The 24,994-nt window shown below is 72.8% G+C and carries 22 protein-coding genes and 1 pseudogene; 6 read left to right on the top strand and 17 right to left on the bottom strand.

Going from position 1 to position 24,994, the window contains the following annotated elements:
- Window positions 1-166: 166 nt before the first annotated feature.
- Both ACZ7OU_RS47575 and ACZ7OU_RS47570 read right to left on the bottom strand, forming a co-directional pair.
- A complete protein-coding gene (locus tag ACZ7OU_RS47575; RefSeq protein WP_470260337.1) occupies window positions 167-1,366 on the bottom strand; it encodes an MFS transporter in 1,200 nt (399 codons plus the stop codon).
- The gene (locus ACZ7OU_RS47570) at window positions 1,363-2,139 is read right to left on the bottom strand and encodes a DeoR/GlpR family DNA-binding transcription regulator (RefSeq protein WP_470243437.1); all 777 of its coding nucleotides are present in this window, start codon (window positions 2,137-2,139) and stop codon (window positions 1,363-1,365) included. Before ACZ7OU_RS47570 ends, ACZ7OU_RS47575 begins: the two co-directional genes overlap by 4 nt.
- Window positions 2,140-2,262: 123 nt before the next feature.
- Here ACZ7OU_RS47570 and ACZ7OU_RS47565 point away from each other — a divergent pair, with 123 nt between their 5' ends.
- On the top strand, window positions 2,263-2,850 hold the full coding sequence (locus ACZ7OU_RS47565) for a TetR/AcrR family transcriptional regulator (RefSeq protein ID WP_470243438.1): 588 nt from the start codon (window positions 2,263-2,265) through the stop codon (window positions 2,848-2,850).
- Here ACZ7OU_RS47565 and ACZ7OU_RS47560 read toward each other — a convergent pair.
- Together ACZ7OU_RS47560 and ACZ7OU_RS47555 are read right to left on the bottom strand one after the other, a co-directional pair.
- Window positions 2,847-3,947 (bottom strand): Gfo/Idh/MocA family protein, encoded by a 1,101-nt coding sequence (locus tag ACZ7OU_RS47560; RefSeq protein ID WP_470260336.1) that lies wholly within the window; start codon window positions 3,945-3,947, stop codon window positions 2,847-2,849. The genes ACZ7OU_RS47565 and ACZ7OU_RS47560 overlap by 4 nt on opposite strands.
- The gene (locus tag ACZ7OU_RS47555; RefSeq protein ID WP_470260335.1) at window positions 3,944-4,672 is read right to left on the bottom strand and encodes a sugar phosphate isomerase/epimerase family protein; all 729 of its coding nucleotides are present in this window, start codon (window positions 4,670-4,672) and stop codon (window positions 3,944-3,946) included. Before ACZ7OU_RS47555 ends, ACZ7OU_RS47560 begins: the two co-directional genes overlap by 4 nt.
- Before the next feature lie 199 nt (window positions 4,673-4,871).
- Here ACZ7OU_RS47555 and ACZ7OU_RS47550 point away from each other — a divergent pair, with 199 nt between their 5' ends.
- Both ACZ7OU_RS47550 and ACZ7OU_RS47545 read left to right on the top strand, forming a co-directional pair.
- The gene (locus ACZ7OU_RS47550; protein ID WP_470243441.1) at window positions 4,872-5,066 is read left to right on the top strand and encodes a hypothetical protein; all 195 of its coding nucleotides are present in this window, start codon (window positions 4,872-4,874) and stop codon (window positions 5,064-5,066) included.
- Window positions 5,067-5,143: 77 nt separating this feature from the next.
- Window positions 5,144-5,989: an SAM-dependent methyltransferase gene (locus ACZ7OU_RS47545; protein ID WP_470260334.1), complete on the top strand. Its 846-nt coding sequence runs from the start codon at window positions 5,144-5,146 to the stop codon at window positions 5,987-5,989.
- On the opposite strand, the gene ACZ7OU_RS47540 is transcribed toward ACZ7OU_RS47545, so the two are convergent.
- From ACZ7OU_RS47540 to ACZ7OU_RS47495, 10 genes are all read right to left on the bottom strand, one after another.
- Complete coding sequence (locus ACZ7OU_RS47540) at window positions 5,986-8,841, bottom strand: RICIN domain-containing protein (RefSeq protein ID WP_470260333.1); 2,856 nt, start codon at window positions 8,839-8,841, stop codon at window positions 5,986-5,988. The two genes, ACZ7OU_RS47545 and ACZ7OU_RS47540, sit on opposite strands and share 4 nt — an antisense overlap.
- Window positions 8,842-8,957: 116 nt before the next feature.
- Window positions 8,958-9,464: a CU044_2847 family protein gene (locus ACZ7OU_RS47535; RefSeq protein ID WP_470260332.1), complete on the bottom strand. Its 507-nt coding sequence runs from the start codon at window positions 9,462-9,464 to the stop codon at window positions 8,958-8,960.
- A gap of 21 nt (window positions 9,465-9,485) precedes the next feature.
- Window positions 9,486-10,775, bottom strand: coding sequence for an ABC transporter substrate-binding protein (locus ACZ7OU_RS47530; protein ID WP_470260331.1), 1,290 nt, complete (start codon window positions 10,773-10,775; stop codon window positions 9,486-9,488).
- A complete protein-coding gene (locus ACZ7OU_RS47525; RefSeq protein ID WP_470260330.1) occupies window positions 10,772-11,887 on the bottom strand; it encodes a hypothetical protein in 1,116 nt (371 codons plus the stop codon). Before ACZ7OU_RS47525 ends, ACZ7OU_RS47530 begins: the two co-directional genes overlap by 4 nt.
- Window positions 11,884-13,305 carry a VWA domain-containing protein gene (locus ACZ7OU_RS47520; RefSeq protein WP_470260329.1) on the bottom strand — a complete coding sequence of 474 codons (1,422 nt, stop codon included), beginning with the start codon at window positions 13,303-13,305 and terminating at the stop codon, window positions 11,884-11,886. Before ACZ7OU_RS47520 ends, ACZ7OU_RS47525 begins: the two co-directional genes overlap by 4 nt.
- 4 nt (window positions 13,306-13,309) lie before the next feature.
- Complete coding sequence (locus tag ACZ7OU_RS47515; protein WP_470260328.1) at window positions 13,310-15,505, bottom strand: serine/threonine-protein kinase; 2,196 nt, start codon at window positions 15,503-15,505, stop codon at window positions 13,310-13,312.
- Window positions 15,502-16,977, bottom strand: a complete 1,476-nt coding sequence (locus ACZ7OU_RS47510; RefSeq protein ID WP_470260327.1) for a trypsin-like peptidase domain-containing protein — start codon at window positions 16,975-16,977, stop codon at window positions 15,502-15,504. The genes ACZ7OU_RS47515 and ACZ7OU_RS47510 overlap by 4 nt, the downstream gene beginning before the upstream one ends.
- Window positions 16,978-17,184: 207 nt before the next feature.
- Window positions 17,185-18,156 carry a transporter gene (locus ACZ7OU_RS47505; RefSeq protein ID WP_470260326.1) on the bottom strand — a complete coding sequence of 324 codons (972 nt, stop codon included), beginning with the start codon at window positions 18,154-18,156 and terminating at the stop codon, window positions 17,185-17,187.
- Window positions 18,153-19,046: an ABC transporter ATP-binding protein gene (locus ACZ7OU_RS47500; protein WP_470243451.1), complete on the bottom strand. Its 894-nt coding sequence runs from the start codon at window positions 19,044-19,046 to the stop codon at window positions 18,153-18,155. Before ACZ7OU_RS47500 ends, ACZ7OU_RS47505 begins: the two co-directional genes overlap by 4 nt.
- A gap of 11 nt (window positions 19,047-19,057) precedes the next feature.
- Complete coding sequence (locus tag ACZ7OU_RS47495) at window positions 19,058-19,453, bottom strand: GntR family transcriptional regulator (RefSeq protein WP_470243452.1); 396 nt, start codon at window positions 19,451-19,453, stop codon at window positions 19,058-19,060.
- 133 nt (window positions 19,454-19,586) lie between these two features.
- On the opposite strand from ACZ7OU_RS47495, the gene ACZ7OU_RS47490 reads away from it, so the two are divergent.
- From ACZ7OU_RS47490 to ACZ7OU_RS47480, 3 genes are all read left to right on the top strand, one after another.
- Window positions 19,587-20,360 (top strand): cyclase family protein, encoded by a 774-nt coding sequence (locus ACZ7OU_RS47490; protein ID WP_470260325.1) that lies wholly within the window; start codon window positions 19,587-19,589, stop codon window positions 20,358-20,360.
- Window positions 20,357-21,976, top strand: a complete 1,620-nt coding sequence (locus ACZ7OU_RS47485) for a thiamine pyrophosphate-binding protein (RefSeq protein ID WP_470260324.1) — start codon at window positions 20,357-20,359, stop codon at window positions 21,974-21,976. Before ACZ7OU_RS47490 ends, ACZ7OU_RS47485 begins: the two co-directional genes overlap by 4 nt.
- A gap of 90 nt (window positions 21,977-22,066) precedes the next feature.
- Window positions 22,067-23,065, top strand: a complete 999-nt coding sequence (locus tag ACZ7OU_RS47480; protein WP_470260323.1) for a hypothetical protein — start codon at window positions 22,067-22,069, stop codon at window positions 23,063-23,065.
- A gap of 27 nt (window positions 23,066-23,092) precedes the next feature.
- Here ACZ7OU_RS47480 and ACZ7OU_RS47475 read toward each other — a convergent pair.
- The 3 genes and pseudogenes from ACZ7OU_RS47475 to ACZ7OU_RS47465 all read right to left on the bottom strand — a co-directional run.
- Window positions 23,093-23,585, bottom strand: a pseudogene (locus ACZ7OU_RS47475) (helix-turn-helix domain-containing protein); the annotation flags it as partial.
- A gap of 72 nt (window positions 23,586-23,657) precedes the next feature.
- On the bottom strand, window positions 23,658-24,383 hold the full coding sequence (locus tag ACZ7OU_RS47470) for a hypothetical protein (RefSeq protein WP_470260322.1): 726 nt from the start codon (window positions 24,381-24,383) through the stop codon (window positions 23,658-23,660).
- 7 nt (window positions 24,384-24,390) lie between these two features.
- Window positions 24,391-24,837: an Lrp/AsnC family transcriptional regulator gene (locus ACZ7OU_RS47465; protein ID WP_470243457.1), complete on the bottom strand. Its 447-nt coding sequence runs from the start codon at window positions 24,835-24,837 to the stop codon at window positions 24,391-24,393.
- Window positions 24,838-24,994 lie beyond the last annotated feature (157 nt).

Raw genomic sequence — 24,994 nt, 5'->3', positions numbered from 1 at the left:
TTCTGGGTGGTTCACTACCGCTCCTCCTTGGCGATGGCTGCACTGCGGATCGCAAGGTGTCGACACTTTGGGAGAGTCTGCGTCCGCGATGTAGGCAATGTCAAGGAGTCGGGATCGAGTCAGATGCAAACTGTCGACACTCAGGGGATGGTGAGTGCGGGTCTGCTCAGGCGACCGGTTGCTCCGCCGGTTCCGGCTTCGGGCTCAGCACCCCGGCGAACACCGCCGCCAGCACGCACAGCACCACCGGCACCGCGAAGGTGACGTTCAGCGGCATCCACCGCGTCAGCCCGCCGATCAGCGCCGGCCCGGCCAGCAGCCCGACGTACCCGAGCCCGACCACCCGCGCCATCAACGCCCCCGAGGCCCGCGTGTCCAGGTTGCCCGCCGCCGTGAACAGCTGGGGGACGCCGCCCGAGAGCCCCAGGCCGAACACCGCCCAGCCCACCAGCGACAGCCACACCCAGGGCGCCGCCGCGGCCGTCGTCAGGCCCACCGCCGCCAGCGTCGCCCCGTACCGGACGATCGCCGCCGGGCCGGCCCAGGCCGCGACGCGGTCGGTCAGGAAGCGGCCCGTCGTCATCGCCACCGCGAACGCGCCGTACGCCAGCGCCGCCGTCGAGGACGACGTGCCCAGGACCTTCTCCATGTGCAGCGCCGCCCAGTCGTTGGCCACGCCCTCCGACAGCATCAGCGCCAGCGCCAGCAGGCCGAGCAGCCACACCACGCGGCCCGGCGTGCGGCGGCGCACCGCCGGCTCCGCCTCCGAAGATGCGGCCGCCGAAGGCACCGGTGCCTCGGACGATTCCATCAGGAACCGCGCGGAAGACAGGGAAAGCGCCACGCACAGCAGGCCGGTGCAGGTGAGCGTCACGCCGGTCGCCACCCCCGCGCCGAGCGTCGCCGCGCCGATGACCGCCGCGAACGCGCCGCCGATCGACCAGAACGCGTGGAACGCCGCCATGATCGGGCGCGGGTAGGCCCGCTCCACCACCACCGCGTGCGCGTTCATCCCGACGTCGATCGCGCCGTTGCCGAAGCCGAACAGGATCAGCGAAAGCCCCAGCGTCCACCACGAGTTCGCGAACCCGGGGGCGCACAGCGCGAGCCCGAGCAGCACCCCGGCCGCCGGGACCAGCCGGCGGTGACCGAGGCGGTCGACGAGCGGGCCGGAGATCTGCATGCCGGCGAACGCCGCGCCGCCGAGCACCAGCAGCAGCGCGCCCAGCGTGCTGTGCGAGATGCCGGTCGCGCGCTCGATGTTCGGGATGTGCACCACCCACATGCCCATCGCGAACCCGTTGAGGCCGAAGAACATGAAGGTCGCGAACCGGGCGGCGCGCGGGCGGGGCGGGGCGGTCGTCATCGGTTCTCCAGGGGGACGGCGACGTGCACGAGCACACCGAGGTCGGCCAGCGCCGCACGCTGGTCCTCGGGTGCGCCCGGGTCGGTGATCACTACGTCCGCGCGGTCGGCGGGACAGACGTGGGCGAGCGCGGCGCGGCCCCACTTGGCGCCGTCGGCGAGCACGATCGTACGGGCCGCGACGGCGAGGGCCGCCCGCTTGACCTCGGCGTCGCCCAGGTCGAACGCGGTGAGCCCGGCGTCGAGGCCGAACGCGCAGGGGCTCAGCACGGCGACGTCGAAGCGCAGGGCGCGCAACGACGCGACGGTCAGCGGGCCCACCAGGGCCTGCTCCCCCGGCCTCGGCTCGCCGCCCGGCAGCAGCAGCCGGACGTCCGGGTCGTCGGCCAGCTCGTGGGCCGCGTGCAGGGAAAGCGGCATGACGGTGACCGCGCGCCCGCGCAGCAGCCGCGCCAGTTCCAGCGCGGTCGTGCCGCTGTCGAGGACGATCGTCTCACCGTCGCGGATCAGCTCGGCCGCCGCGGTCGCGATGGCCCGCTTCGCCTCGACAGCGGCCGTTGCGCGGGCGGCGAACGGCGGTTCGATCCCGGACGGCGACGCCGGCACGGCCCCGCCGTGCACCCGCCGCAGCACGCCGCGCGAGGCCAGGTGGTCGAGGTCGCGGCGCACGGTCATCTCCGACGCGCCGGTCGCCGACGCCAGGTCCGCGACGGCGACCTGGTCGGCGTCGCGCAGCCGCTCCACGATGATCCGTTGCCGCTCCGCGCTCTTCACCCCGCGATGCTCGCAAGCGGCGACCATTCGCACAACCGATTTGTTCGTCCGCTCACGTCGGTTGTGCGAACCACCGCTGCGGCATGATGGTGCCGTGCACGCCGCCGAGACCACCGCGACCCCGTGACCGGGGGCTACCTGAAGGGCCGGATCCGCCGCGAGGACATCATCACGGCGGCGGCCGCGGCGTACGGCGAGCTCGGCTACCACGGCTCGTCGCTGCGGGAGATCGCCAAGCGCGTCGGCATTTCGCACGCCGGCCTCCTGTACTACTTCCCGACCAAGGAAGCCCTGCTCGCCGCCGTGCTCGAACGGCGTGACGCCGAGGACTCCGAGCGCGAGCAGCTGACCGTGCCGCCCGGCCTCGAGGTGCTGCGCCACTTCGTCGCGCTCGCCGAACACAACGTCCGACACCCCGGGATCGTCGACCTCTACTCCCGGCTCGCCGCCGAGGCCGTCGCCGCCGACCACCCGGCGCACGAGTACTTCGTGCGCCACTACCGGGCCGCGCGCGAAGGCGTGCGCGAGTCGTTCGCGGTCCTGGCCGCCCGCGGCGAGCTGCGGGATGGCGTCGACCCGGGGCTCGCGACGCTGACCTTCATCGCGCTGATGGACGGCCTGCAGGTGCAGTGGCTGACGGTCCCCGGCGACGTCGACCTGGTCGGTTCGCTGCGCTTCTACCTGCAGAACCTGCTCACCGTCCCGGTCTAGAGGGTCTTCGCGTACGGGTCCCAGCCCACCGGCAGCAGGGGCGGGACCTCGACACTGCTGCCGACGTCCACGGTCTGCCCCCGGGTCAGGGACTCCTCGATGGCAAGCATCGCGTCGAGCACGTGGTAGGCCAGTTCGCCGGACGCGCGTTCCGGCACGCCGGCGCGGATCGCCCGGGCCAGCTCCAGCGCCCCGGTGCCGCGGGAGGCCGCGTGCCCGGCGGGCGCCAGCTCTTCCGGCTCGTCACCGCCGAGCAGGTGCAGCCGGGTCGGCTCGTCGAACCGGTTGGGGTCCGGCAGGACGGCGGTGCCGCCGGTGCCGGTCAGCTCGACCACCCCGGTCCGCTTGAGCGCCGAATCGAAGCTCAGCACGAGCTGCGCCGAGGCTGCTTGGAACTCGACGAGTGCGGTGACCGTCGTCGGCACCAGCACCGGGAACTCCGTCCCCGCGCGCGGACCGGAGCCGATGACCCGGGTGTCGCGCGCCCGGCCGCCGGCGCCCGTGACGCGCCGGATCGGCCCCAGGAGGTGCACCAAGGCCGTCAGGTAGTACGGGCCCATGTCGAGCAGCGGCCCGCCGCCCGGCTGGTAGTAGAACTCCGGCGTGGGGTGCCACACTTCCGGGCCCGCCACCTGGAACAACGCCAACGCGGTCAGCGGACGGCCGATCCGGCCCTCGTCGACGGCCCGGCGCGCGGTCTGCAGCGCGGCGCCGAGGACGGTGTCGGGCGCGCTCGCCACGCGCAGGTTCTTCTCCCGTGCGCGATCCAGCAGCTTGCGGCCGGTCTGGCGGTCCAGCGCGAGGGGCTTCTCCGCCCAGACGTGCTTGCCCGCTTCGAGGGCCGCGAGCCCGACGTCGACGTGCGAAGCGGGGATGGTCAGGTTGACGACGAGCTCGACCTCGGTGTCGTCGAGCAGCTCGGCCACGGTGCCCGAACGCGGCACGCCGTACTCGGCCGCGCGGGCCGCGGCACGCTCGGTGTCGAGGTCGGCGATCCGCAGCACGCGGACGTCCGGGAAGCTCGTCAGGTTCTCGAGGTAGGTGCCGCTGATGACGCCGGCGCCGACGATCCCGACGCCGACCGGCCCGCCGGTCACCGGTTGACCAGGAACGCGTGGCTGGCGGCGATGGCCTCGAAGAGGTCACCGTCGTAGGCGTCGAACTCGACCACGCGCAGCACGTCCGGCGCGGCGGCCAGGACGTCGGCGATCGGCACCTGCCCCTGGCCGGCCGGGACCTGGCCGGAGGCGTCGGTGGCCAGGGCGCCGTCCTTGACGTGGATCGCCTTGACGCGGTCGCCGAGGCGGCGCAGCAGGGCGGGCGCGTCCTCGCCGCCCGCGGTGGCCCAGTAGGTGTCGACCTCCAGCGCGACGGCCGGGTCGAGCTGGTCGGCGAACACCTCGAACGCGCTGCGGCCGTCGATCCGGGACTCGAGCTCCCACCAGTGGTTGTGGTAGCCGACCTGGACACCGTGTTCGGCCGCGAGCTTGGCGGTGGCGTTGAGCGCGTCCGCCGTGGCGGCGATGTCGGCCGGGTCCTGCCACTGCTCCGGCTTGACGAGCGGGTCGATGACCAGGCCGATGCCGAGCTCGGCCGCCGCGGCGAAGACGGCCGCCTGGTCGGCGCCGAGCAGGCGGGCGTGCGCGGTCGGGGCGGTCAGCCCGTTCGCCGGCAGGCCCGAGCGCAGGGCCTCGACGTTCTCGACGACGCCGTAGGGCTCGACGCGCGTGAAGCCGATCGCGGCGAGCCGCCGCAGGGTGTCGGCGGGGTCGGCCGCGAAGGCGTCGCGGACCGAGTACAGCTGCACGGAAAGCTCGCTCATCACCGGCTCCTGGAGGTCACGGGGTTCCTTGAATTTCTACCACTTGGTCAAAATTGAGGCCAGGGATTTGCCGGCCGGTCCACCGGACGGCCGCACCCCCGCGTGCGCGGTCTCACTGCCGTGGTTGTTTTGGCGAGGGCCGGTCGGGGCAGTAACGCCTTGACGAGGCCAGAGCCGATCCGATCCGGAGGTGCCGGTAGTGGACAGGGCAGGGGACGAAGTGGACACGGGGGCCGTCGGCCACCCGGCGTCCCGTCGCGACCTGACGGAACTGTCCGAGGCCGCGCTGGACCTCGACCGCCGGATCGAGCAGCACCTCGCCCGGCTGCGCCGCGAACGCGCCGAACGCGCCCGGGACGACATTCCTGACCAGCGGCTTCGCCCGAGCGGCTGACCTCGCGTTCACCGCGTGGACCCGAGCTACTACGCTGGGTGCACCCACGCCACGCGCCGAAGTCCTGCGAGGTCGCCATGTCCGAGTCGCTGTCCCCGAGCCAGAAGCCGGTGGGGGTCGACCCCGACCGGCCGAGCATCGCCCGGATCTACGACGGGTTCCTCGGGGGCAACAACTTCTACGAGGTCGACCGCGTGGTCATGGAGAAGATCCGCGCGGCGGTCCCGGAAGCGGTCGACATCGCCCGCGGAAACCGCGGTTTTCACAACCGCGCGCTGCGGATGCTCGCGAGCCAGACGAAGATCCGGCAGTACCTCGACTGCGGGTCCGGGCTGCCGACGGCGGAGAACACGCACCAGATCGTCCAGCGCATCGAGAAGGACAACACGGTCGTCTACGTCGACAACGACCCCGTGGTCCTCGCGCACGGCCGGGCGCTGCTCGTCGAGAACGACTTCACGCACATGGTCGAAGCGGACATCTTCAAGCCGGCGGCGGTGCTCGGCAACGACGAGGTGCGCCGGCACATCGACTTCGCCGAGCCGGTCGCCCTGCTGCACGTCGGCACGATGCACCACTTCGAGGGCGACGGCGCGGTCGAGGTCATGCGGCAGTACATCGACGCGCTCGCCCCGGGCTCGTACGTGGTGCTGTCGCACTTCTTCGACCCCGAGGTGCCGGAGCTGACCGAGATCGCCAAGCGCATCGAGAACATCCTGACCCAGGGCCCGCTCGGCGCCGGCCGGTTCCGCACGCGGGTGGAGATCGAAGGCATGCTGCCGGGCCTGGAGTTCCTCCAGCCGAACGCGACGTCCGCGCCCGGCCTCGCGGTGTGCGACGAGTGGTGGCCGGACGGCCCCCGGCTCACGCCCCTGTCGGGTTCGGCGAAGTGCGTGGCCGGGATCGTCGGCGTCAAGCGCTAACGCAGCCGCCACAGGTGGTCGGCGGTTCCGGTGTCGCCGAACTGCACCACCTGGGCACTGTCGGCCGTGGACATCCCGGCGACGCCGAGGACCTTGCCCGAGTTGCGGTTGACGATCCGGAACCAGCCGCTGCCGTCATCACGCAGGCGCCACAGGTGGTCCGCGGACCCGTTGTCGGTGGACTGCACGATGGCCACACTGTCCGCTGTGGACATTCCGGCCACGCCGAGCACCTTGCCCGAGTGGACGTTGCGGATGAGGAACCAGCCGTCGGCCGCGGCCTCGAACGTCCACAGGTGGTCGTCGGTGCCGTTGTCGGCGAACTGCACGACCCGCGCGTTGTCCGCGGTGGACATCTGGTCGACGCCGAGAACCTTGCCGGAGTTGCGGTTCTCGACCCGCAGCCGGCCGTCCGGGACGAGCCGCCAGACGTGGTCAGCCGAGCCGTTGTCACCGAACTGCACCACCTGGGCACTGTCCGCCGTGGACATCCCGTCGACGCCGAGGACCTTGCCCGAGTTGCGGTTCTTCAGCCGCCACCAGCCGTCGCCGTTGTCGACCGGCTGCCAGAGGTGGTCCGCGGTGCCGTTGTCGGTGAACTGCACGACTCGCGCACTGTCCGCGGTGGACATCTGATCGACGCCGAGAACCTTGCCCGAGTGGTGGTTGCGGATCCGGTACCAGCCGTCGCCGTTCGCGACGAGGTGCCAGACGTGGTCGTCGGTGCCGTTGTCGGCGAACTGGACGACCCGTGCACTGTCCGCCGTGGACATCTGATCGACGCCGAGAACCTTGCCGGAGTTGCGGTTCACGATCCGGAAGCCCGCTCCCCCGCCGCCGGGCGACCACGGGTGGCCGTTCGGGTCGGCCGTCGGGAACGAGGTGACGCGCAGCCGCGCCGCACCCATCGGGATCAGCGTGACCGTCTCGACCGCCGCGTCGCTGCGCGCCGGTGACGCCTGCAGCGGCGTGACGACATTCTGGTCGTCCGCGGTCCACTCGGCGATCTTCCGCGCGGGCGCGGTGATCTTCACCGGCGCGGTCTCAGGGGTGAACGGGTTGGCGGGCAGCGTGCCGCTCGCCGGCGAGAACGTCAGGGCGGCGCCGACGGTGAGGCCGTAGTTCCACGGCGTCGTCGCGTGCACCGCGTACTGCGGGAACTGCGTGCTCCCGCCGAGGCTTTGGTAGTTCTCGCCGATCTTGAGCGAGTACGTCAGCGGGCCGTGGTCGACCGACACCGAGTCGTGGTTGGCCGTCCAGGTCCGCGTGGTCGTGCGCTGGGGCAGGGTGAGCGTGACGACGTCGCCGTTCGCCCAGGTCCGGCTGACCTTGACGAAGGACGGCCCGGCCGTCGCGGCGACCGCCGCCCCGGCCACGACCAGCCGCGGCGCCGCGCACCAGGCGGGAATCCGGAAGTAGAGCGGGAACGCGAGCGGCTTCGGCGTCCGGACGGTGAAGGTGACCTGCTCGGAGAACGGGTAGGTGGTGTCCTCGGTGATGGTCACGGAGGTGCCGTCGCCGACCTTCGCCGTGACGCTGCTCGCGGAGTACATCGCGGCGGCGAGGCCGTTGTCCGGCGTGGCCAGCCACAGCTCTTCGGTGAAGTAGGGCCAGCCCATGCCGTAGTTGTGCGGGCAGCAGCGGTACTGGTCGACGCCCGGCAGGTAGGCCTGCATCGCGAAGCCGTTCTGGAACTGGCCTTCGCTCTTGGGCACGTTGTCGAGGTCGACGCTGTTCGCGCTGGTGATGTAGTGGATCGCGCGCCCGGTGGGGTCGAGCGACGCGGGCAGGGAGTTGAAGGCGAGGTCCTCGCAGCGGTCGGCCCACACCGGGTCGCCGGTCAGCCGGGTGAGCAGCTGATGGCTCGCCATGAACTCGACGATCCCGCAGGTCTCGAAGCCCTGCCGCGGATCCCCGAACCCGGGCCGCGCGTTCTCGTCCCCGGCGAAGCCGCCGCCGGCGAACTGGCCGTAGGTGGCCATGATCGTGGCGTAGTCGGAGTAGGTGGCCTGGGTCAGGCTCGCGTCGCCGGACCGCAGCGCGTACTGGGCGGGTTCCCGGAAGCCCTGCGCGACGTTGACGTTGTGCAGGCTCGGCAGGTTCCGGACCCAGTTGGCACCGAAGCCGTGGATCTTGTCGGCGAGGTCGAGCAGGAAGGCGTCGCCGGTGCGGTTGAAGAGCCAGAAGACGCTGTCGAGGCCGTCGCCCCAGCGCACGGACACCCAGCTGGAGTCGAAGGCGCTCTTGCCCTGGGCGTTCATGTAGCGGAGGAAGCGGGTGAGGAACGGGACGACGCGGGTGTCGCCGGTGTACTCCTGCCACGAGCGCAGGGCTTGCAGCAGCGGGAGGTACGGCCAGAAGTCGGGACCGTTGTTGAGCGCGGTGCGCAGCCCGGTGGGGCCGAAGAAGCCGTCGGACTGCTGGGTGGCGAGAATGGCGTCGATCCACTTGGCGGCGGTGGCTTTCGCGGTGGCGTCCCCGGTGACGGCTGCGAGATCGACGTAGCCGCGCAGCCAGTAGGGCACCTCCTCCCAGCCGGTGCGCTCGGGGTGGACCCAGCCACTGGTGGCGAAGTCGAGGAAGTGCGAGGTCTCGGCGTAGTGCCCGCAGAGGCCGTCGAGCTGCAGTTTCAGCTGGCCGGCGAGCCACCCCTTGGCGGTGACGGCCCCGGGCGGCAGCTTGAGGAAGGCGGCGGACTTGAGCGGAGCGGCGTTCGGCGTGTAGAGGCCGCCCTGCGCGGCGGCGACCTTGCGGAGGGCTGCGGCCCGGGCATCCGGAGCGGCGACGCCGGTCAGCAGAGTGGCGGCGGCAACGCCGGCCCCGGTGACGAACTGCCTGCGGCTCAGCGACACGGTTGGCCTCCGCTCGTCGTTACAACGTTGTAAAAATACGTTTTACCGGGTGGATACAACGTTGTAAATCCGCCGTTCGCCGGAGAGGCGGGGAGGGAGCCGGTTCTGGTGTGGCGCTACGGCACGTCCGGCGAACCCGAGCCGGCCCCACCAGCCGCGAAGTCCTCAGCCGCGAAGTCACCGGCCACGAAGTCATCCTCCGCGGCGCCGTCGCTCGTCGACGCGAACCAGTTCCCGGAACTCGCCACCCCGTTGGCCGCCGGTTGCTCCGCCACCTTGTCCTCAGTGGACGCCTCCGCGGTGGACGCCTCCGCCTCGCCGCGCACCCACTTCAGCTTCACCTCGAACTGGCCCTGCAGCCCCGTCCGGGCGATCACCGCGCCGGCCTGGGCGTCGAGCTTCACGCCGAACTTGAGCTCCACCTCGTCCGGGCCCAGGTCGCGGAACTGGGCCAGGGCCGCTCCCGCCGCCGTGCGGACCTCGCTCAGGGCGTGCTCGAACGTCGTCGTCGCCTTGCGCAGCACCCCCGAGGGCACCGACGCGCGCTCCAAGCCCGGCTCCACCTCCACCTCGACGACCACCGATCCGCCGTCGGCCAGCGGAAAACGCACGAAGTCCGGCAACGAGCTCTCCTCACACGAAAATCAACAAGGCAGGTCCAGCCACTGCTCCCGGCCGATGCCGACACGCACCCGCTCGAGCTCGTCGAGCAGCGTGCCCAGCCGGTCGGGGTGAGCCAAGTATTCCAGCACCGCCTGGTAGAACGCGCTGCTCATCGCCGACGGCATCAGGTCCGACGCGTCGAAGCACAGGTCGGTTCCGCGCGCGAGGGTCGTCGCGATCCGTTTGGTCACGTCGCTGCGGTAGACGTCCTGGTCGACGAGCCGCTGATGCACCGAGAACGTCGTCCCGCCCGACGGCCAGATCCGCTGGCCCGCTTCGCCGGCCAGGTACACCATCAGCTTGCGCGCGGCCGGGGTGTCGTGGAACAGCCCGGCCAGGTCGGCCGAGACCTCGGACGGGCCGCCCGCTCCCGCGCCCGGGAACGGGAAGAACCGGAAGTCGCGATCGGGCACGGGCGGCCCCGGCAGCGCCGTGTACCCGCCGATCGCGAACGAGCCGAGGTGCTCCCACGCGCACCCCGGCGGCTCGGCGAACATCGCCTTGCCGGCGTCGGCGAACGACGTCAGCAGCGCCGCCGAGCTGCCGCCGCGGACCGCACCCGGCGCCAGGACCAGGTCGCCCCAGCTCTGCCACGCCGCGCGGACCGCCGGGTCCGTCCACGCCAGGGTGCCCGCCGCCCAGGCGCTGTAGACCTTCGGGCCGGCGCGGTGCAGCAGGATGTCCTCGATCCAGTCGGTGCCCGGGAACCCGGAGTTCGGCGGGGCACCCATGCCGAGGCACCACGGCCGTTGCCCGCCCGCGGTGAGCTGCCGCGACGCCGTCAGGAGCTGGTCCCACGTCGCCGGTTCCGGCCCGGCGAACGTCTTCGGCGAGTACCAGACGATGCTCTTCAGGTCGGCCTTGACCGCGACCGCGTACATCGCGCCGCGCCCGAGCTGCTGCAGCTTCAGCCACTGCGGGCTGTACGTCTGCGCCGCCTCCGCGCCGAGGACGGCGTCGAGCGGCTTCAGGTCGCCCGAGTTCACGTACCCGGCCAGCTCGGCCGGGTTGGACAGCACCGCCACGTGGGGCGGGGTGCCCTGCTGCAGGTCGCCGCGCAGCACCTGGTTCTGCGCGCGCGTGCCCTGGTACCGCGTCGGGATCCCGGTCTCGCGGGTGAAGCCGTCGAGCACGCGCTGGAACGCGGCCTGCTCGTCGCCGGTCCACGAGCCGAGGACGGTCACGACCTCCGCGCCGGACCCGGCCGAGCAGCCGGGCACCACCGCCGCCAGGACGACGGCCAGCAGCGCGACGGCGAAGCGTCTCGTCATCGGCTTCTCGCTCCCCGGAACCGGTATTCGTCCAGCCGGGGTTGCAGTCCGCCCGCGGCGAGCACCCCGATTCCCGCGGCCAGCACGGGAATCCCGTAGCCGAGCAGCCCGCTCCAGCCCGGTTCCGTGAGCCCCGGCCCCAGCAGCGCCGCCTCGTCGACGCCGGCCGGGGCCGCGGGCGGGACGGCCGGCGGCGACGCCGTCGCCGCGACGAACGCGGCCACCGTGACACCGCAGGCGTCCGGTCCCCGGTTGGCGCAGGAAGCGAGCAGCACCCGGCCGAGCGTCCGCTGGGCGCCGCTCGCGGTGGCCGTCGTCGCGGCGGAGCGCGCGTCCACGGTGTGCGCCAGCGCGGCACCGCTGTCCCGCGCGTCGGACTGGACCCCGAGCAGCAGCGCCGTTCCCACGCCCAGCAGCACCAGTCCCGCCGTCGCGGCGAACAGCGCCGAGTTCACCGTCCGCCGGAAGCGGCGGGCGAGGAACCGCTGGGTCCACACCAGCAGCGCGAGCAGGAGCAGCAGCGGCAGCGCCCACAGCCACGTGATCGCGGGGTCCAGCCAGTCGGTGCCGAGCTGCGCGCCCAGCGCGCCCCGCTGGGCGGCGGCCAGTGCGTCGAGCCGCGCGAGGATTCCGTTCTCCTTCGCGGTCAGCAGGTCGGACGCCGACTGCAGGTTGCTCGCGGCGAGCGGGTCGTCGGCGTTCTGGCGGAAGTGGGCGTCGGCCTGCCCGATGAAGCCGTTGTACGCGGGCAGCAGCCCTTCGATGAGCCGGAGCGTCTGGCTGCCCTCGTCGCCGGCCGCGTTGTGCTCGGCGACCTGGGCGAGCTGCTGGCTGACCAGCGCGATCTCGTCCTCGTACTGCTCGCTGGGTCCGGTCAGGCGCACCTGGCCGTGCTCGAAGGCACCCACCGCGGCACGGTGGGCGGCCACGAGCGCCTCCTTGGCCAGCGACACCTCGAGCACCGCGGGCGCGGTCCGCTCGCGCACCTCGGCGATGCTGGCCCGCACCCCGAGGAACGTCGCCAGCGCGGTCACCAGCACCAGGGCACTGCCGGCCACCAGCCCGAACCGCAGCCACCACAGGGTCTTGCGCGTGGTGCTCGTCGCGCTCACGAAGGCACTCCCGCCGGGTTCTCGAACGGCTTCCCGCACTTCCCGCAGCGCTTGGCCGACGGCCGCGCCTTGTGTCCACAGTGGACACACTCGCGCGGCGCGCCGCCCTCTTCGGGCCGGGCCGCCGCGGCGACGGGTTCGGCGGTGTAGGTGGAAATGGTCGACCCGAGGACGAGCGAGAACCCGTCGCGCGGCCGGACGCCGTCCTTGATCGCGACGGTGCCGTCGTCGCGGACGTCGATCAGGCGGCCGAGGCGCTTGACGATCTCCGCGTTGCCGAGGTCGGTGGCGAGCCGGTACGCCGTGCTCCACTCGCGCGCCGCGTCCGCCCGGTCCTCCCGCTCGAAGGCGTCCCAGCCCGCGCGGACCGCCCGGCCCAGCTCGGCCTGCCCGGTGACGCGGGCGACGTTCTCGTCCGGCACGCTCGACAGCGCCAGGTCGTCGGTCAGGTAGCCGACGACCGGGAGCTGGTCGCTCACCACGGCTTCCGCGCCCTCGAGCAGGGTGACCGTGCCCAGCAGCCGGTCTTCGTGCCGGGTCAGCTCCGCCGCGTCGACGTCGAGGCAGAGGTGGTACTCGCGCTGCTCGTCGCCCCACGCGCCGGTCGGCAGTTCGAGCGCGCGGCCGTCGGCCCGGCACTGCGCGGTGAGGTCCACCTCGGTCGGGAAGACCTGCTTGACGAACCGCAGCCGGCTGTAGGGCATCGTGGTCAGGCGCAGCCGCAGGTCGGGCACCGTCCGGCCCATCGCCTGCTCGACCAGCCGCCGGAAGTCCGCGGCCAGCTCGGCGTCCTCCAGCACCGCGTCGGCGCTGCCGCGCAGCACGGACGCGATGCGCTGCAGGTCCCGCGGCTCCCAGTCGTCGCCGATTCCCCGCGCGTCGCAGGCGAACTCGCCCCGGCAGCGGTCGAGAGCGGCCTCCAGCGCGCCCGTGCGGTCGGACTCGTTCTTGCCGTCGGTGAGGAGCACGGCCTGCTTGATGGCCACCGGGTTCCGCTCGAACAGCTCGCGGGCCAGGTACAGCCATCGGCTCATCGCGGTGCCACCGCCGGCGATGAGCCCGGAGACCGCCGTCTTCGCCTGGTGCCGGGTCCCCTCGCCGGCCACGGCCAGCTCCGGCGTCGCGGGGTAGACCAGCTCGGCGTGCGCGGTGCACTCCACCACCCCGAACAGCACGCCGTCGCGCAGGGAACCGATGGCGACCCGGCAGGCGTGCCGCGCCGCCTCGATCTTCGTGGGCGGCCAGTCCATCGAGCTGGAACAGTCGACCAGCAGCAGGACGGCGGTCCGCGGTACGGCTTCCGCCGCCACCCCGGCGTCGCCCACCCGCACGGTGAGGACGGCGTCCATCCGCTCGTCCGACGGCGCCAGGTACTTGTTCTGGCTCAGCTGGAGTGCGAACGACGGGGTCTCGGGCATCCGATCACCTTCTCGTCTTCGGCCGGACGGAGTTGGCGAGGTCGACGAGCACGCCGTGCTCGTTGCGGTCGCGGGCCCGCTCGGCGAGCCGGCGCAGGGACTGCTCCAGCAGCGTGCGCAGCCCGCGGTCGGTGACGCGCTCGCCGAGCAGGGCACCGCCGTCCCAGCCCGGTTCGCCGCCGCCGTCGAGCGAGTCCAGCGCGGCTTCGCGGACGAGCGTCTCCAGCCGGTCCTGGGACTCGCCGTCGAGGTAGAGCTCGGGCAGCCGGCGCGCCGCGTCGGCGAGGTCGGCCCGGCCCGGCGCCCCGTCCGGCAGGCGAGCCACCCGGATCCGCACGGCGGCGATCCGGGCGGCGTCGTAGTGGCGGGAGATCGGCGGGACGGCGTCCAGCAGGGTGACCGCGCCGTCGCGGCCCCGCTCCCGCAGCCGGCAGCGGGCCAGCCCGAAGGCGGCGCTGACCTGGCCGTGGTCGCGGTGCCACACCGAGCGGTAGCGGCGCTCGGCCTGCCGGGTGTCCCCGCGCAGCTCCGCGCAGAAGCCGAGGGCGAGCTGCGGGGCGAGCTCGCCCGGCCACGCGCGGTGCACCCGGTCGAACGCGGCCGCGGCCGGCTCGGCGTCGCCGCGGACGAGCGCCAGCAGCCCGTGGTGCCAGGCCGCCCGCCAGTCGCGCGCGGCCTCCGCGCCGAGCAGCTCTTCGGCCGCCGACAGGCTCATGGCCGCGTGGTCGGAGTCGCCCATCGCGACGAGCGCCCGCGTCCGGGCGAGCTCGATCTCGACCGAGCGTTCGCCGAACAGGGCGAGCTTGTCCAGCCAGCGGCGCGGTCCGGGCGCGCCCGCGGCGGCGATGAACTCCACCGCCGGGTCGTCCGGCGCGACCCGCGGGAGCGGCAGCCGGCCGGCCCCGTCGGCGGCGCGCGGCAGCCCGAAGTCCCGCTCTTCGCCGTGGGGCGCCGCGGTGACCCAGCGGTCGAGGCCGGGCACCACGCCGAGGCCGTCGTCGAGCAGTTCCGCGGTGTCCTCGAACAGCGCCGACGGCACCGGGCGCGGCCGTTCGTCGCGCAGCGAAAGGATTTCCCGGCGCACGCCGTCGAGCTGCTCGGCCATCTCGGACGCGGTGGCGAACCGCCGCTCGAACGGCGCGACCGCGCGCTCGAGGACCAGGCGCAGGGAGTCGACGCCGCCGGCGACGCGGTCCGGGTCGCCGGCCTCGCCCGCGGCGTCCAGCAGCACCTGCAGCGTCTTGCCCACGGTGTGCAGGTCCGAGCGGACGGTCAGGCCGTGACGCGCGAGCTCGTGCGCCGGCGCCTGGAACCCTTCGGTCCCGACGCTCGGGCCGGCGGCGTCGTCGATCGCGCGGGCCGCGCCGAGGTCGATGACCTTGACGCGCTTGTCGCCGTGGATCACGTTCTCGGGCTTCATGTCGCAGTACAGCAGGCCTTCGCCGTGCAGGTAGTCGAGCGCGCCGAGGATGGCCCGGCCGTAGACGATGACGTGCTCGACGCGCGGCGGCGGGCCCTTGACGAGGAGGTCGCGCAACGACCGGCCGCCGACGTACTCCATCACCAGGTAGGTATCCGGCTCGCCGCCGGACGGTGGGGTGTGCTCGACGAAGTCGCTGATCCGCACGATGTTCGGGTGGTCGAGCCCGATGAGCACGTCCCGCTCGACCCGCGCGAGCGCGCGCAGCACCGCGCTCTCGCTGTTGATCACGCCCTTGAGCACGACGAGCTGGCCGGCGAGCGCGGTGTCGGCGGCCAGGTACACCCAGCCGAGCCCGCCGCGGGCGAAGCAGCCGAGGACCTCGTAACGGTCGCCGACGCGCTCTTCGCGGGAAAGCTTGGGCAGGAAGGAAAACGGCTCGCCGCAGCTCTCGCCCTCGCAGAACCCTTCGGCGAACCCGGGTTCGCCGGCGTAGGCGCGGCCGACGGGCTCGCCGCAGCGGCCGCAGAACCGGTGCTGCTCGGGATAGTCCGGGTCGGCGAGGACCAGCTTCTCGGGATCCGGCACCTCGATCGCGGGCAGCGAGTGGAAGTCGGCCTCCCCGCCCCAGAGCTCGACACTGCGCCGGGTGCTCTCCGGAACGGGCGTGCTCAGCGCGACGGTGGGGTTCTCGACCGGCACCCGGCGGTGGCCGCACACTTCGCAGAACCCCGTCGGCCCGACGGGCTGCCCGTGACACCACACCGGCTCGGCGGTCATGCGCCGGCCAGCCGGTGCCGCACCGCGCGGACGTAGCTCTCGACCAGTTCCGCCGTGGCCACGAGGTCGCCGGGGACCGCGGTGAGCGCCGCCATCGCCGGGCGGTACAGCCCGGCCAGCTCCTCGTCCTCCATCAAGCCCGCGTCGGTCGCCTTCGCGTTGTAGCCACGCAGCCGTCCGTGCAGCTCGGCGTGGCGGGCGGCGTGCGCGTCGAGGCCGGCGTGCAATCGGACGAGCTCCCGGCGGGCCGCCTCGGCGTCGCGCTCGGTCACCGTCAGCGCGCGGCGGACGCGGCCGGGGTCGATGCGCTCGCCCGCCGACCGCAGCGCGGCCAGCCGCAGGCGCAGGTCCGCGGCGGGAGCGGGCACCGGGGCGGGCGTGCCGACCTGGGCGGCGCGCTCCCGCGTCCGCTCCTGTTCGTGCTCCACCATCTCGACCAGCAGCGCCAGCCGGTCCAGCCGCCGCGCGTTCCGCTCGCTCTCCCAGCGGCGGGCCAGGCGCACGCCGGGCGAGTCCGGCCCGCTGAACTGGACGAGCACGGTGGCTCCCTTGTCCATCAACGGTTTCACCGCACCGGTGAGCACGTCCTCCGGCGCGCGGGCGGCGTCGACCCCGGCCACCGCCACGGCGACGTCCTCCGGGTGGGTCGCGAGCACCGTGGTGACCTCCTCGGTGCTGATGCCGGCGCTGACGTTCTCGGCCACCTCGTCGGCGGTCTTGCCGGTGGCGTCGACGATCGCGGCGAGCCGCTCGCCGCGGCCCGGCCGGGCCCCGCGGCGCTCGCGCCGGACCTGGGTCAGGAAGTCCCGGACCACCGCCGAGTCGCGGTCGCCGATGACGACGACCAGCGGGCCGGACGGCGGCCGCGGCGGCTCGCCCACCCACCGGGCGACCTCCGGGACGTGCCGGACGATCGTCTCGACCGGGATGAGGTAGGCGAGCCCGAGCCGTTCGTCGGTGTATTCGGTGACCACCATGCCGAGCACCGCGTCGGTGGCCTTGTCGATCACGCCGGCGCCGCTGAACCCGCGGCGGACCCGTTCCCCCGGCGGCTTCGAGTTCAGCTGGATCCACTCGCTGCCGGCCCCGGCCGGGCCGGCCAGCTCGGCGTCGTTCACCCACACGCCGTGCTGGTGCGGCGGCGGGAAACCGTAGGTGTGGACCACCCGGTCGCGGACGGCGCCGAGGCGCACCAGCGGCGCGCCCGGCACGCCGGGAAAGGCTTCGCTCAGCTCCAGCAGGGCGATGTCGCCGCGGCCGTCGACCAGCGGCGGCACCCAGCACCCCGGCCGGACGCCGGCGTACGCCTCCGGTGTGCCCGGCAGGCCGACGAAGCGGACCACGAGCTGCCCGGCCGGCGAAAGCGCTTCCTCCCCGGCGGCCTGCACCACGTGCGCACAGGTCAGGACCGTGGATTCGCCCAGCAGCATGCCGGCACCCAGTGCCCGGCCCGACGAGTCCAGCAAGCACACTCGCCACGGTTCCGAATCCCCCGCGCGCCCAGCGGAAAAGTCTCCGTTGTGCTCCCTCACCGGGAGCGACCTTACGGCGGCCCACCGGCACTCCGGGGCCGGTTCGCCCGCTTTCCCCGGCAGACCACCCGATCGGCCGCAGAGCGCCGGGTCACCGTGAGCAACTCACCACCCGGCGGGGTGCCCGGTGGAAAACGGCCCGCTCGCTCAGGCGATCGTGCGCACCCGGCGCAGCGCGAAGTACACCAGCGCCGCCGCCAGCAGGACGAAGAGTCCCGCCTCGATGCCCTGGAACGCCCAGAACCGGTCGCCCGGCTGGTACTGCAGCCAGTTGTAGGCACCGGGACCGGCCTCGTTGCCGCCGCAGCCACCGGGGCCGCAGGGGCCGAGCTCGGCGCCCGGCGACACCATTTCCCCCGCCGCGTTGCGGACGCCCTGCGAGAGCACCCAGTCCCCCGATGCCAGGTTGGGAGTCTGGTTGCCGTCCGGGGAGAACGTGAGGGTCCGCGCCGGCAGGTACCGCGGCCGGGCCAGGACCTCGATCGCGACGCGGACCACCGTGAAGCCGACCAGCGCGATCCCCATGGCGGGCAGGACCCGGTGCCAGAACGCCCCCGCGAAGACGCCCAGTGCCAGCGCGAACAGCGTGTACGCGATCGGCACGACCCCCTGGACGTCGAACGAGATGTACCCCAGCCGGCCGGTGCTCGCCGAGACCAGCGGCCGGAACCACCACGACACGCCCAGCGCGTACCCGACCGCCAGCACCGCGGTGATCCCGCCGACCAGGCCGAACTTCACCAGCACCCAGTGCAGGCGGCTCACGCCCTGGGTCCACACCAGACGGTGGGTGCCCTGCTCGACCTCGCGGGAGATCAGCGGCGCCCCGAAGAACACGCCGACCAGCACCGGCAGGACGACGAACAGGACCGCGACGAACACCATGCCGCCGAACTGCTGCTCGAACTGGTGCGCCAGGCTCGCGCAGTGCGACGCCGATTCGGTCTGCGTGATCATCGACGCGCCGCCGAGCGCGGCCCGGCAGGCGGCCAGGCCGAGACTGTCGTACTTCGCGTGCATCGCCAAGCCCGTGGGCACCATGATCGCGGCGAGCACGCCCAGGGCCACGAGCGTGAACAACGCCTGCCTGCGGTGCTGGCGCCAGGTCAGCCAGATCATGCCGGCACCCCCCACGCTTCGGCCGTCACGCGGCCTTCGGCCTCGGCGAGGTGCGCCAGCACCAGGTCCTCCAGCGTCACTCCGTGCTCCGTCCACAGTGGATCGATCGGGCCGTCGCCGCGCTGGACCAGCAGCGTCGACTGGCGTTCGGTGTGGCTGGCGCGGACCACCTTCGCGACGCCCGCGACAGCCTCGCTCCCCGCCCGCGGGCCGACGAGCGTGCGGTGCGTTTCGAGGAGCTCGTCGACCGGTCCCGCCAGCTGGATCCGGGACCGCTGCAGGACCACGAGGTAGTCGCAGCTGCGTTCGAGGTCGGCGAGCAGGTGCGAGGACAGCAGCACGGTCGTCTCGCTCTCGGCCACCGCGCCCATCAGCGCCTGCATGAACTCGCGGCGCGCCAGCGGGTCCAGGCTCGCGATCGGCTCGTCGAGCAGCAGCAGCCGCGGGCGCTTGGCCAGCGCCAGCGCCAGCGCGACCTGCGCCCGCTGCCCGCCGGAGAGCTTGCCGGCCGGCCGGTCCGGCGGGATGCCGAGCGCGGCGAGCCGTTCGCGGGCCAGCGCGGCGTCCCAGCGGCGGCGGTTCAGCTTGCCGCCCATGGTGATCAGCTCCGCCGCGGTGAAATCCCGGTACACCGGGGTGTCCTGCGCGACGAACCCGATGTCGGCGAGCACCGAGGTGCCGGCCCGCGGGTCGCGCCCGAACACCCGCACCTCCCCCGCGTCGGGCCGCAGCAGCCCGACCGCCAGGTGCAGCAGCGTCGTCTTGCCCGCGCCGTTCGGGCCCACCAGCGCGGCGATCCGCCCGGCGGGCACCTCCAGCGCGCAGTCCCGCAACGCCCAGGCCCGCCCGTACCGCTTGCCCAGCCCCTGGGCCTGAACCGCCAGCTCCATCACGGAACTCCCTACGACAGGTCGTGCGGCACCGCGGCACCGCGCAACGTGGTCTCGATCAGTGCGGCGATGTCGTCCGCCGTCATCCCCGCGGCTTCGGCCCGCTCCAGCCAGGCCACCAGCTCGTCGCGCAGCCGCCCCTGGCTGCCCAGCGACGGCCCGGCGAGGCTGCCGGTGACGAACGTGCCCACCCCCGGCCGGCCTTCCGCGAGCCCCTCCAGGACCAGCTCGCGGTAGGCCTTGAGCACGGTGTTCGGGTTGATGGCCAGCGCCTCGGCCACATCACGCACCTTCGGCAGCTGGTCGCCGGGACGCAGCAGGCCGACCCGCAGCGACTGCTTCACCTGGACGACGAGCTGCATGTACGTGGCGACCCGCGAGCGGCCGTCGAGGACGAACTCGATCACCCGACACCTTCCTATTGTCTTACGACATTAAGACAACACCCGTGGACACGGTGCTGTCAAGGGAACGCTGTCGAGGAGCGGCCGCCGGGCATAGGGTCTCGATCGGGACGCACACCGGCACCGGGAGGCAGGCATGTCGTTGTTGGACGGGCTGAGCAAGGCGATCACCGAGGGGACGATCGAGATCGTCGACCTCACCGCTCCGCTGAGCGCGAGCACGCCGATCCTGCGGCTGCCCGAACCGTTCGCCAACACCATCCCCTTCCGGCTGGAGGAGATCAGCCGCTACGACGAGCGCGGCCCGCGGTGGTACTGGAACGACATCCACACCGGCGAGCACACCGGCACCCACCTCGACGCGCCCGTGCACTGGGTGTCCGGAAAGGATGGTCACGACGTCTCGCAGGTGCCGCTGAAGACCCTGGTCGCGCCCGCGGTCGTGCTGGACTTCTCGGCGCGCGCTTCGGAAGACCCGGACTTCCTGCTCTCGATCGACGACGTCCGCGCCTGGACGGCCGAGCACGGCCCGCTGCCCGACGGCGGCTGGCTGCTCTACCGCACCGGCTGGGACGCGCGCAGCGACGACCAGGAGCGGTTCCTCAACGCCGACGAGGCCGGGTCGCACGCCCCCGGTGTCTCCCCCGAGTGCGCGCGGTGGCTCGCCGAGGAAACCGCGATCACCGGGCTCGGCGTCGAAACCGTCGGCACCGACGCGGGCCAGGCGCCCGGCTTCGACCCGATGTTCCCGTGCCACGAACTCCTGCTGGGCGCCGGGAAGCACGGCCTGACGCAGCTGCAGAACCTGGCCTCGTTGCCGCCGACCGGGACGCTGCTGGTGGTCTCGCCGCTGCCGATCGTCGGCGGGTCCGGCAGCCCGGCGCGCGTGCTGGCACTGGTGGAGCGGTGAACGTCGCCGAACTGGTCGGCCGCACGCTGGCCGGCCTCGGCGCCGGCACGGCCTTCGGGGTGGTGGGCAGCGGCAACTTCGAGGTGACGAACGCGCTGCGCGCGGGCGGCGTCCGGTTCGTCGCCGCCCGCCACGAGGGCGGCGCGGCGAGCATGGCCGACGCCTACGCGCGGATGAGCGGGAAGGTCTCGGTGCTGTCGCTGCACCAGGGCTGCGGGCTGACCAACGCGATGACCGGCATCACCGAGGCGGCCAAGAGCCGGACACCGATGCTCGTGCTCACCGCCGACTCCGCGGGCGCGTCGGTGCTGTCGAACTTCCGCGTCGACCAGGACGCGCTGGCCACGGCGGTCGGCGCGGTGCCGGAGCGCGTGCACTCGGCCGCGACCGCGGTCGCCGACACCGTGCGGGCCTTCCGGACCGCGCGGCAGCAGCGCCGGACGGTCGTGCTGAACCTGCCCCTGGACGTGCAAGCTCAGCCCGCGTCGTCAGCGTCCTCGCCGCCGGCCATCGCCGGTCCCGCTTCGGTGCGCCCGGACGCTTCGGCGGTGGCCGCGTTCGCGGAGCTCCTCGCGGCGGCCGAGCGGCCGGTCTTCATCGCCGGCCGCGGCGCCCGCGGCAGCCGGGAACCGTTGCGGGAGCTGGCTTCCCGGTGCGGCGCGCTGCTGGCGACGTCGGCCGTCGCGCACGGGCTCTTCCACGGCGAGGAGTTCGCGCTCGGCATCTCGGGCGGGTTCGCGTCCCCGCAGGCCGCCGAGCTGATCGTCGGCGCCGACCTCGTCGTCGGCTGGGGCTGCGCGCTGAACATGTGGACCACCCGGCACGGCAAGCTGCTCAGCCCGCACGCGAAGCTCGTCCAGGTCGACGTCGAGCAGAGCGCGCTGGGCGCGCACCGGCCGATCGACCTCGGCGTCGTCGGCGACGTCGCGTGCACCGCCGTCGACGTCCTGGCCGTGGCGAAGGAGCAGCAGGGCTACCGCACCGAGGAGGTCGCGGCCCGGATCGCGACGGGCCGCTGGAACGACGTCGAGCACGAGGACCTGTCCCGGGGCGGCCGGATCGACCCGCGGACGTTGAGCCGGCTCCTGGACGAGCTGCTGCCGGCGGAGCGGATCGTCTCGATCGACTCGGGCAACTTCATGGGTTACCCGAGCGCGTACCTTTCGGTGCCCGACGAGCAGGGGTTCTGCTTCACGCAGGCGTTCCAGAGCATCGGGCTGGGCCTGGGCACGGCGATCGGCGCGGCACTGGCCCGCCCGGACCGGCTGCCGGTGCTGGGCACCGGCGACGGCGGGTTCCACATGGCACTGTCCGAACTGGACACCGCGGTCCGGCTCGGCCTGCCGCTGGTGGTGATCGTCTACAACGACGCGGCGTACGGCGCGGAGGTCCACCACTTCGGCGACGCGGACATGACCACGGTCCGCTTCCCCGACTCCGACCTGGCCGCGATCGGCCGCGGCTTCGGCTGCGCGGGCGTGACGGTCCGGTCGGCGGAAGACCTTTTCGCGGTGCGCGAGTGGCTGGCCGGTCCACGTGCCGAGCCGCTGGTGATCGACGCGAAGATCGCCGACGACGGCGGCTCGTGGTGGCTCGCGGAGGCGTTCCGGCACTGACCCGCCCTTGACAGCGTCCGGGCGGAGCTGGATGCTGGCCGAGTTGTCTTACTGTCGTAGGACAGCAGGTATTCGTTCTGGGGAGCCGTCATGCGCTTGTTCAAGACCGTCCTGGCCGTGCTCGCGGCCGCCACACTGGTGGCCGCACCCGCCGACGCGGGTCAGCCCCGGTCACCATCCGACCCCGTCGGAGCCGTGCTCGCGGCGTTCGACAGTCATGCGATCGTCGCGAAGTCCAGCCCCGAACCCGGGACGTTCGTCTTCGACCTCGTCCGGGACCCGCGCTTCCCCGGCAAGGTGAACGACATCGTCGTGGAGTGCGGGAACTCGCGCCTCCAGCCGCTGCTGGACGCGTACATCGCCGGCGGTGACGTCCCGGACGTCAGCCGCGTCTGGCGGGACACGACCCAGCCGAGCTGCGGGTTTTCGTTGTACTACGAGCAGCTTTTCGCGCTGGTCCGGCAGGTCGACGCGACACTGCCGGCGGCGCGGAAGATCCGGGTGCTGGCGGGCGACCCGCCGATCGACTGGAGCCGCGTCCGGAGTCCGGCGGACGTCGAGCCGTTCCACGACCGGGACGGGTCGATCGTGTCCGTGGTGAAGACGCAGGTGCTGCAGAAGAACCGCAAGGCCCTGATGTTGTTCGGGCTGGGACACCTGAAGCACGACGGCGGCAGCGCGGCGGTCGCCCAGCTGGAGCGCGAATACCCGAACGCGGCGTACGTCGTGGCGGACCACTACGGGTTCACCTCGGACAACGCACGCCTGGAACAGCGCTTGGGCGCGTGGCCCGCTTTGGTGCCACTGAAGGGTTCCTGGCTGGGCACGCTCGACACGACGTACTTCCCGACGAACCGCGACTACCCACCGGGCACGAAGGGCTTCCCCGGCGTGGACGCGTACCTGTACCAGGGCCCGGCCGACCTCCTGCTACGCGAGCCGCTGTCGGCCCGAACGCTCCTGGACTTGGACTACCTGAACGAGCTCCACCGCCGCGCGACGGCGATCGACGCACCTCCGGACAGCCTGGAGTGGCCGGAGTTCTTCTTCGAGCGGGAGCGGACGTCCGGGGTGCTGATCCACGGCTAGGTGTATTGACCCGTGAGGTTGGGGACGCGTGTAGGCCGGCCGGGAGTGGTCGTCGACGGCGTTGTGCAGGTAGCTGTGGTCCAGATTCGCGTGGCCGCCGATCCTGCGGGCCGGTCGGGGTTGCGGTGGGCGGCGCTGTTGCGCCCGCCGAGGGTGCGGCCGTGGATCTTGTGGCCGCCGCCGTCGGGATGTTACCGAGCTTCTTGATGTCGACGTGGACCAGGTCACCGGGTGCGAGGTGTTCGTAGCGGCGGAGCGAGCGGCCGGTGGCCCGGTCGAGGTGGGCGAGGCGAGCCAGCCGGTAGCGGGTCAGCACACTGTGCACTGTTGAGGGGTTCAGGTCGGGCAGGGAGGCGATGCGGGCCGGGCCCCACCGACGGGTCAGCCGGACTTTGATCACGCGTCGTTCGGTTCGGGTGGGTGTCCGGTTGGGGCTGGTCCAGGGCCGTGAAGACCGGTCGGTCATTCCTGTTTCGCCGTGGTTGCGGTAGCGGCTGGCCCATCGTGCGGCGGTGGAGAGGCCTTCCCTCACACCAAGATCATCCGATCACGTGTCGCCCCCGTACCCAACCTCCGTGATCAATACAGCTAGTCAGCGCTGCTCCACGCGGTGGGAGATCCAGACGTTCGGTTCGACGTAGACCGCGAAGTCCTGGGCGGTCGCGACGAACACCGGCGCGAGCGCGCCCGGGACGATCGTCTCGCCGTCGCGGTCGAAGGGCAGCCCGGTCCAGCGCCGCCAGTCTTCGAGGGGTGCCTGGACCGTCGCCGAGCAGGGCGCGACGGCCTCGACGCGGCCGCCGGCGCGCACGTGGGTGCGCAGCCAGCGGTCGGCGGGCAGGCCGTCCGCCCGGGTCTCGGCGGCGTACTCGCCCATCGGCACCGAAGGAACCGCGGCCTTGTCCGGCGGCCGGACCGGGATCACCAGCGACTTCAACCCAGCAGCCGCCGCGCGCATCCCCGCCAGCACCGTGCCGGAGTGCCCGCGGCCCTGATGTGAGGGGTGCACGGCGATCTCCAGCGCGCACGCGGTATCGGGAGCCACCTCGTCGAGCGCGTCCTCCGCGGCCCACACCGCCACCTCGTCCCAGCCGCGCGCAGGCAGCGAACCGCGACCGCGGAACGGCACCATGATCCCCCGCGCGACCGGCCGATCGTCCTCGAGCAGCGCGACCACCAGATGCGGCCACCGCCGCGCCACCCGGCTGCCGCGGACCAGCAAGCTCGCGAGACTCCCCGCCATGAACTTCGGCGAGTCCGCCGGATACGGGATCGCGTACACAGCCGAAGCCAGGTCAGGGCGCTCGGCCAGCGTCACGAGCACCTCAGTGCCCCCGGGACCACGACTCGAGGGCGATCAAGGTCTTCGTGCCGGTCACCTGGTGGTGACGGCGGATCTCGTCGATCGTCTTCTGCAGGTGGGCCATGTCGCGCACCCGCAGCCACACCAGCGCGTCCGGGTCGCCGGCGATCGTGAACACCGCCTGCGCCTCGGGCATCCGCGTGGTCGTGCGCAGGATCTCGGCGACCTTCGTGTTCCCGACGAACCGCAGCTCGGTGAACGCCTCGATCCCCCAGCCCAGCTTCGCGTGGTCGACCTGGACGGTGAACCCGGTGATCACGCCGGTCTCGCGCAGCCGGTCGATGCGGCGCTTGACCGCGGCCGTGGACAGCGTGACGCGGCCCGCGATGTCCGACAGCGTGCGGCGGGCGTCTTCGCGCAGCAGACCGAGGATTTCGTGGTCGGTCGCGTCGAGCAGGTCGTCGGTCATGTGTCCGAGCGTAAACGGACGCAAAAAACAGGACCACTCCGTCACTGGATACGCTGAACTTTGCGTGTGACGCCCTGATCCGGCCCCGGCTGTTGCGTGAGGGTGACCCGCGCCGCAGTGTGCCCCAAGGCACAACCGACGCGAAGGAGGCCCGCGC

The sequence above is a fragment of the Amycolatopsis sp. NPDC114505 genome (genome assembly GCF_055633615.1).
The sequence above is the reverse complement of the archived record's forward strand: the minus strand, read 5'-3'. Positions and strand labels throughout refer to the sequence as shown.

Coding starts and splice junctions, on each gene's coding strand:
- ACZ7OU_RS47575 (WP_470260337.1), bottom strand. CDS start 1,366: ATGACGACCGCCCCGCCCCGCCCGCGCGCCGCCCGGTTCGCGACCTTC.
- ACZ7OU_RS47555 (WP_470260335.1), bottom strand. CDS start 4,672: ATGAGCGAGCTTTCCGTGCAGCTGTACTCGGTCCGCGACGCCTTCGCG.
- ACZ7OU_RS47545 (WP_470260334.1), top strand. CDS start 5,144: ATGTCCGAGTCGCTGTCCCCGAGCCAGAAGCCGGTGGGGGTCGACCCC.
- ACZ7OU_RS47530 (WP_470260331.1), bottom strand. CDS start 10,775: ATGACGAGACGCTTCGCCGTCGCGCTGCTGGCCGTCGTCCTGGCGGCG.
- ACZ7OU_RS47520 (WP_470260329.1), bottom strand. CDS start 13,305: ATGCCCGAGACCCCGTCGTTCGCACTCCAGCTGAGCCAGAACAAGTAC.
- ACZ7OU_RS47515 (WP_470260328.1), bottom strand. CDS start 15,505: ATGACCGCCGAGCCGGTGTGGTGTCACGGGCAGCCCGTCGGGCCGACG.
- ACZ7OU_RS47505 (WP_470260326.1), bottom strand. CDS start 18,156: ATGATCTGGCTGACCTGGCGCCAGCACCGCAGGCAGGCGTTGTTCACG.
- ACZ7OU_RS47500 (WP_470243451.1), bottom strand. CDS start 19,046: ATGGAGCTGGCGGTTCAGGCCCAGGGGCTGGGCAAGCGGTACGGGCGG.
- ACZ7OU_RS47490 (WP_470260325.1), top strand. CDS start 19,587: ATGTCGTTGTTGGACGGGCTGAGCAAGGCGATCACCGAGGGGACGATC.
- ACZ7OU_RS47480 (WP_470260323.1), top strand. CDS start 22,067: ATGCGCTTGTTCAAGACCGTCCTGGCCGTGCTCGCGGCCGCCACACTG.
- ACZ7OU_RS47465 (WP_470243457.1), bottom strand. CDS start 24,837: ATGACCGACGACCTGCTCGACGCGACCGACCACGAAATCCTCGGTCTG.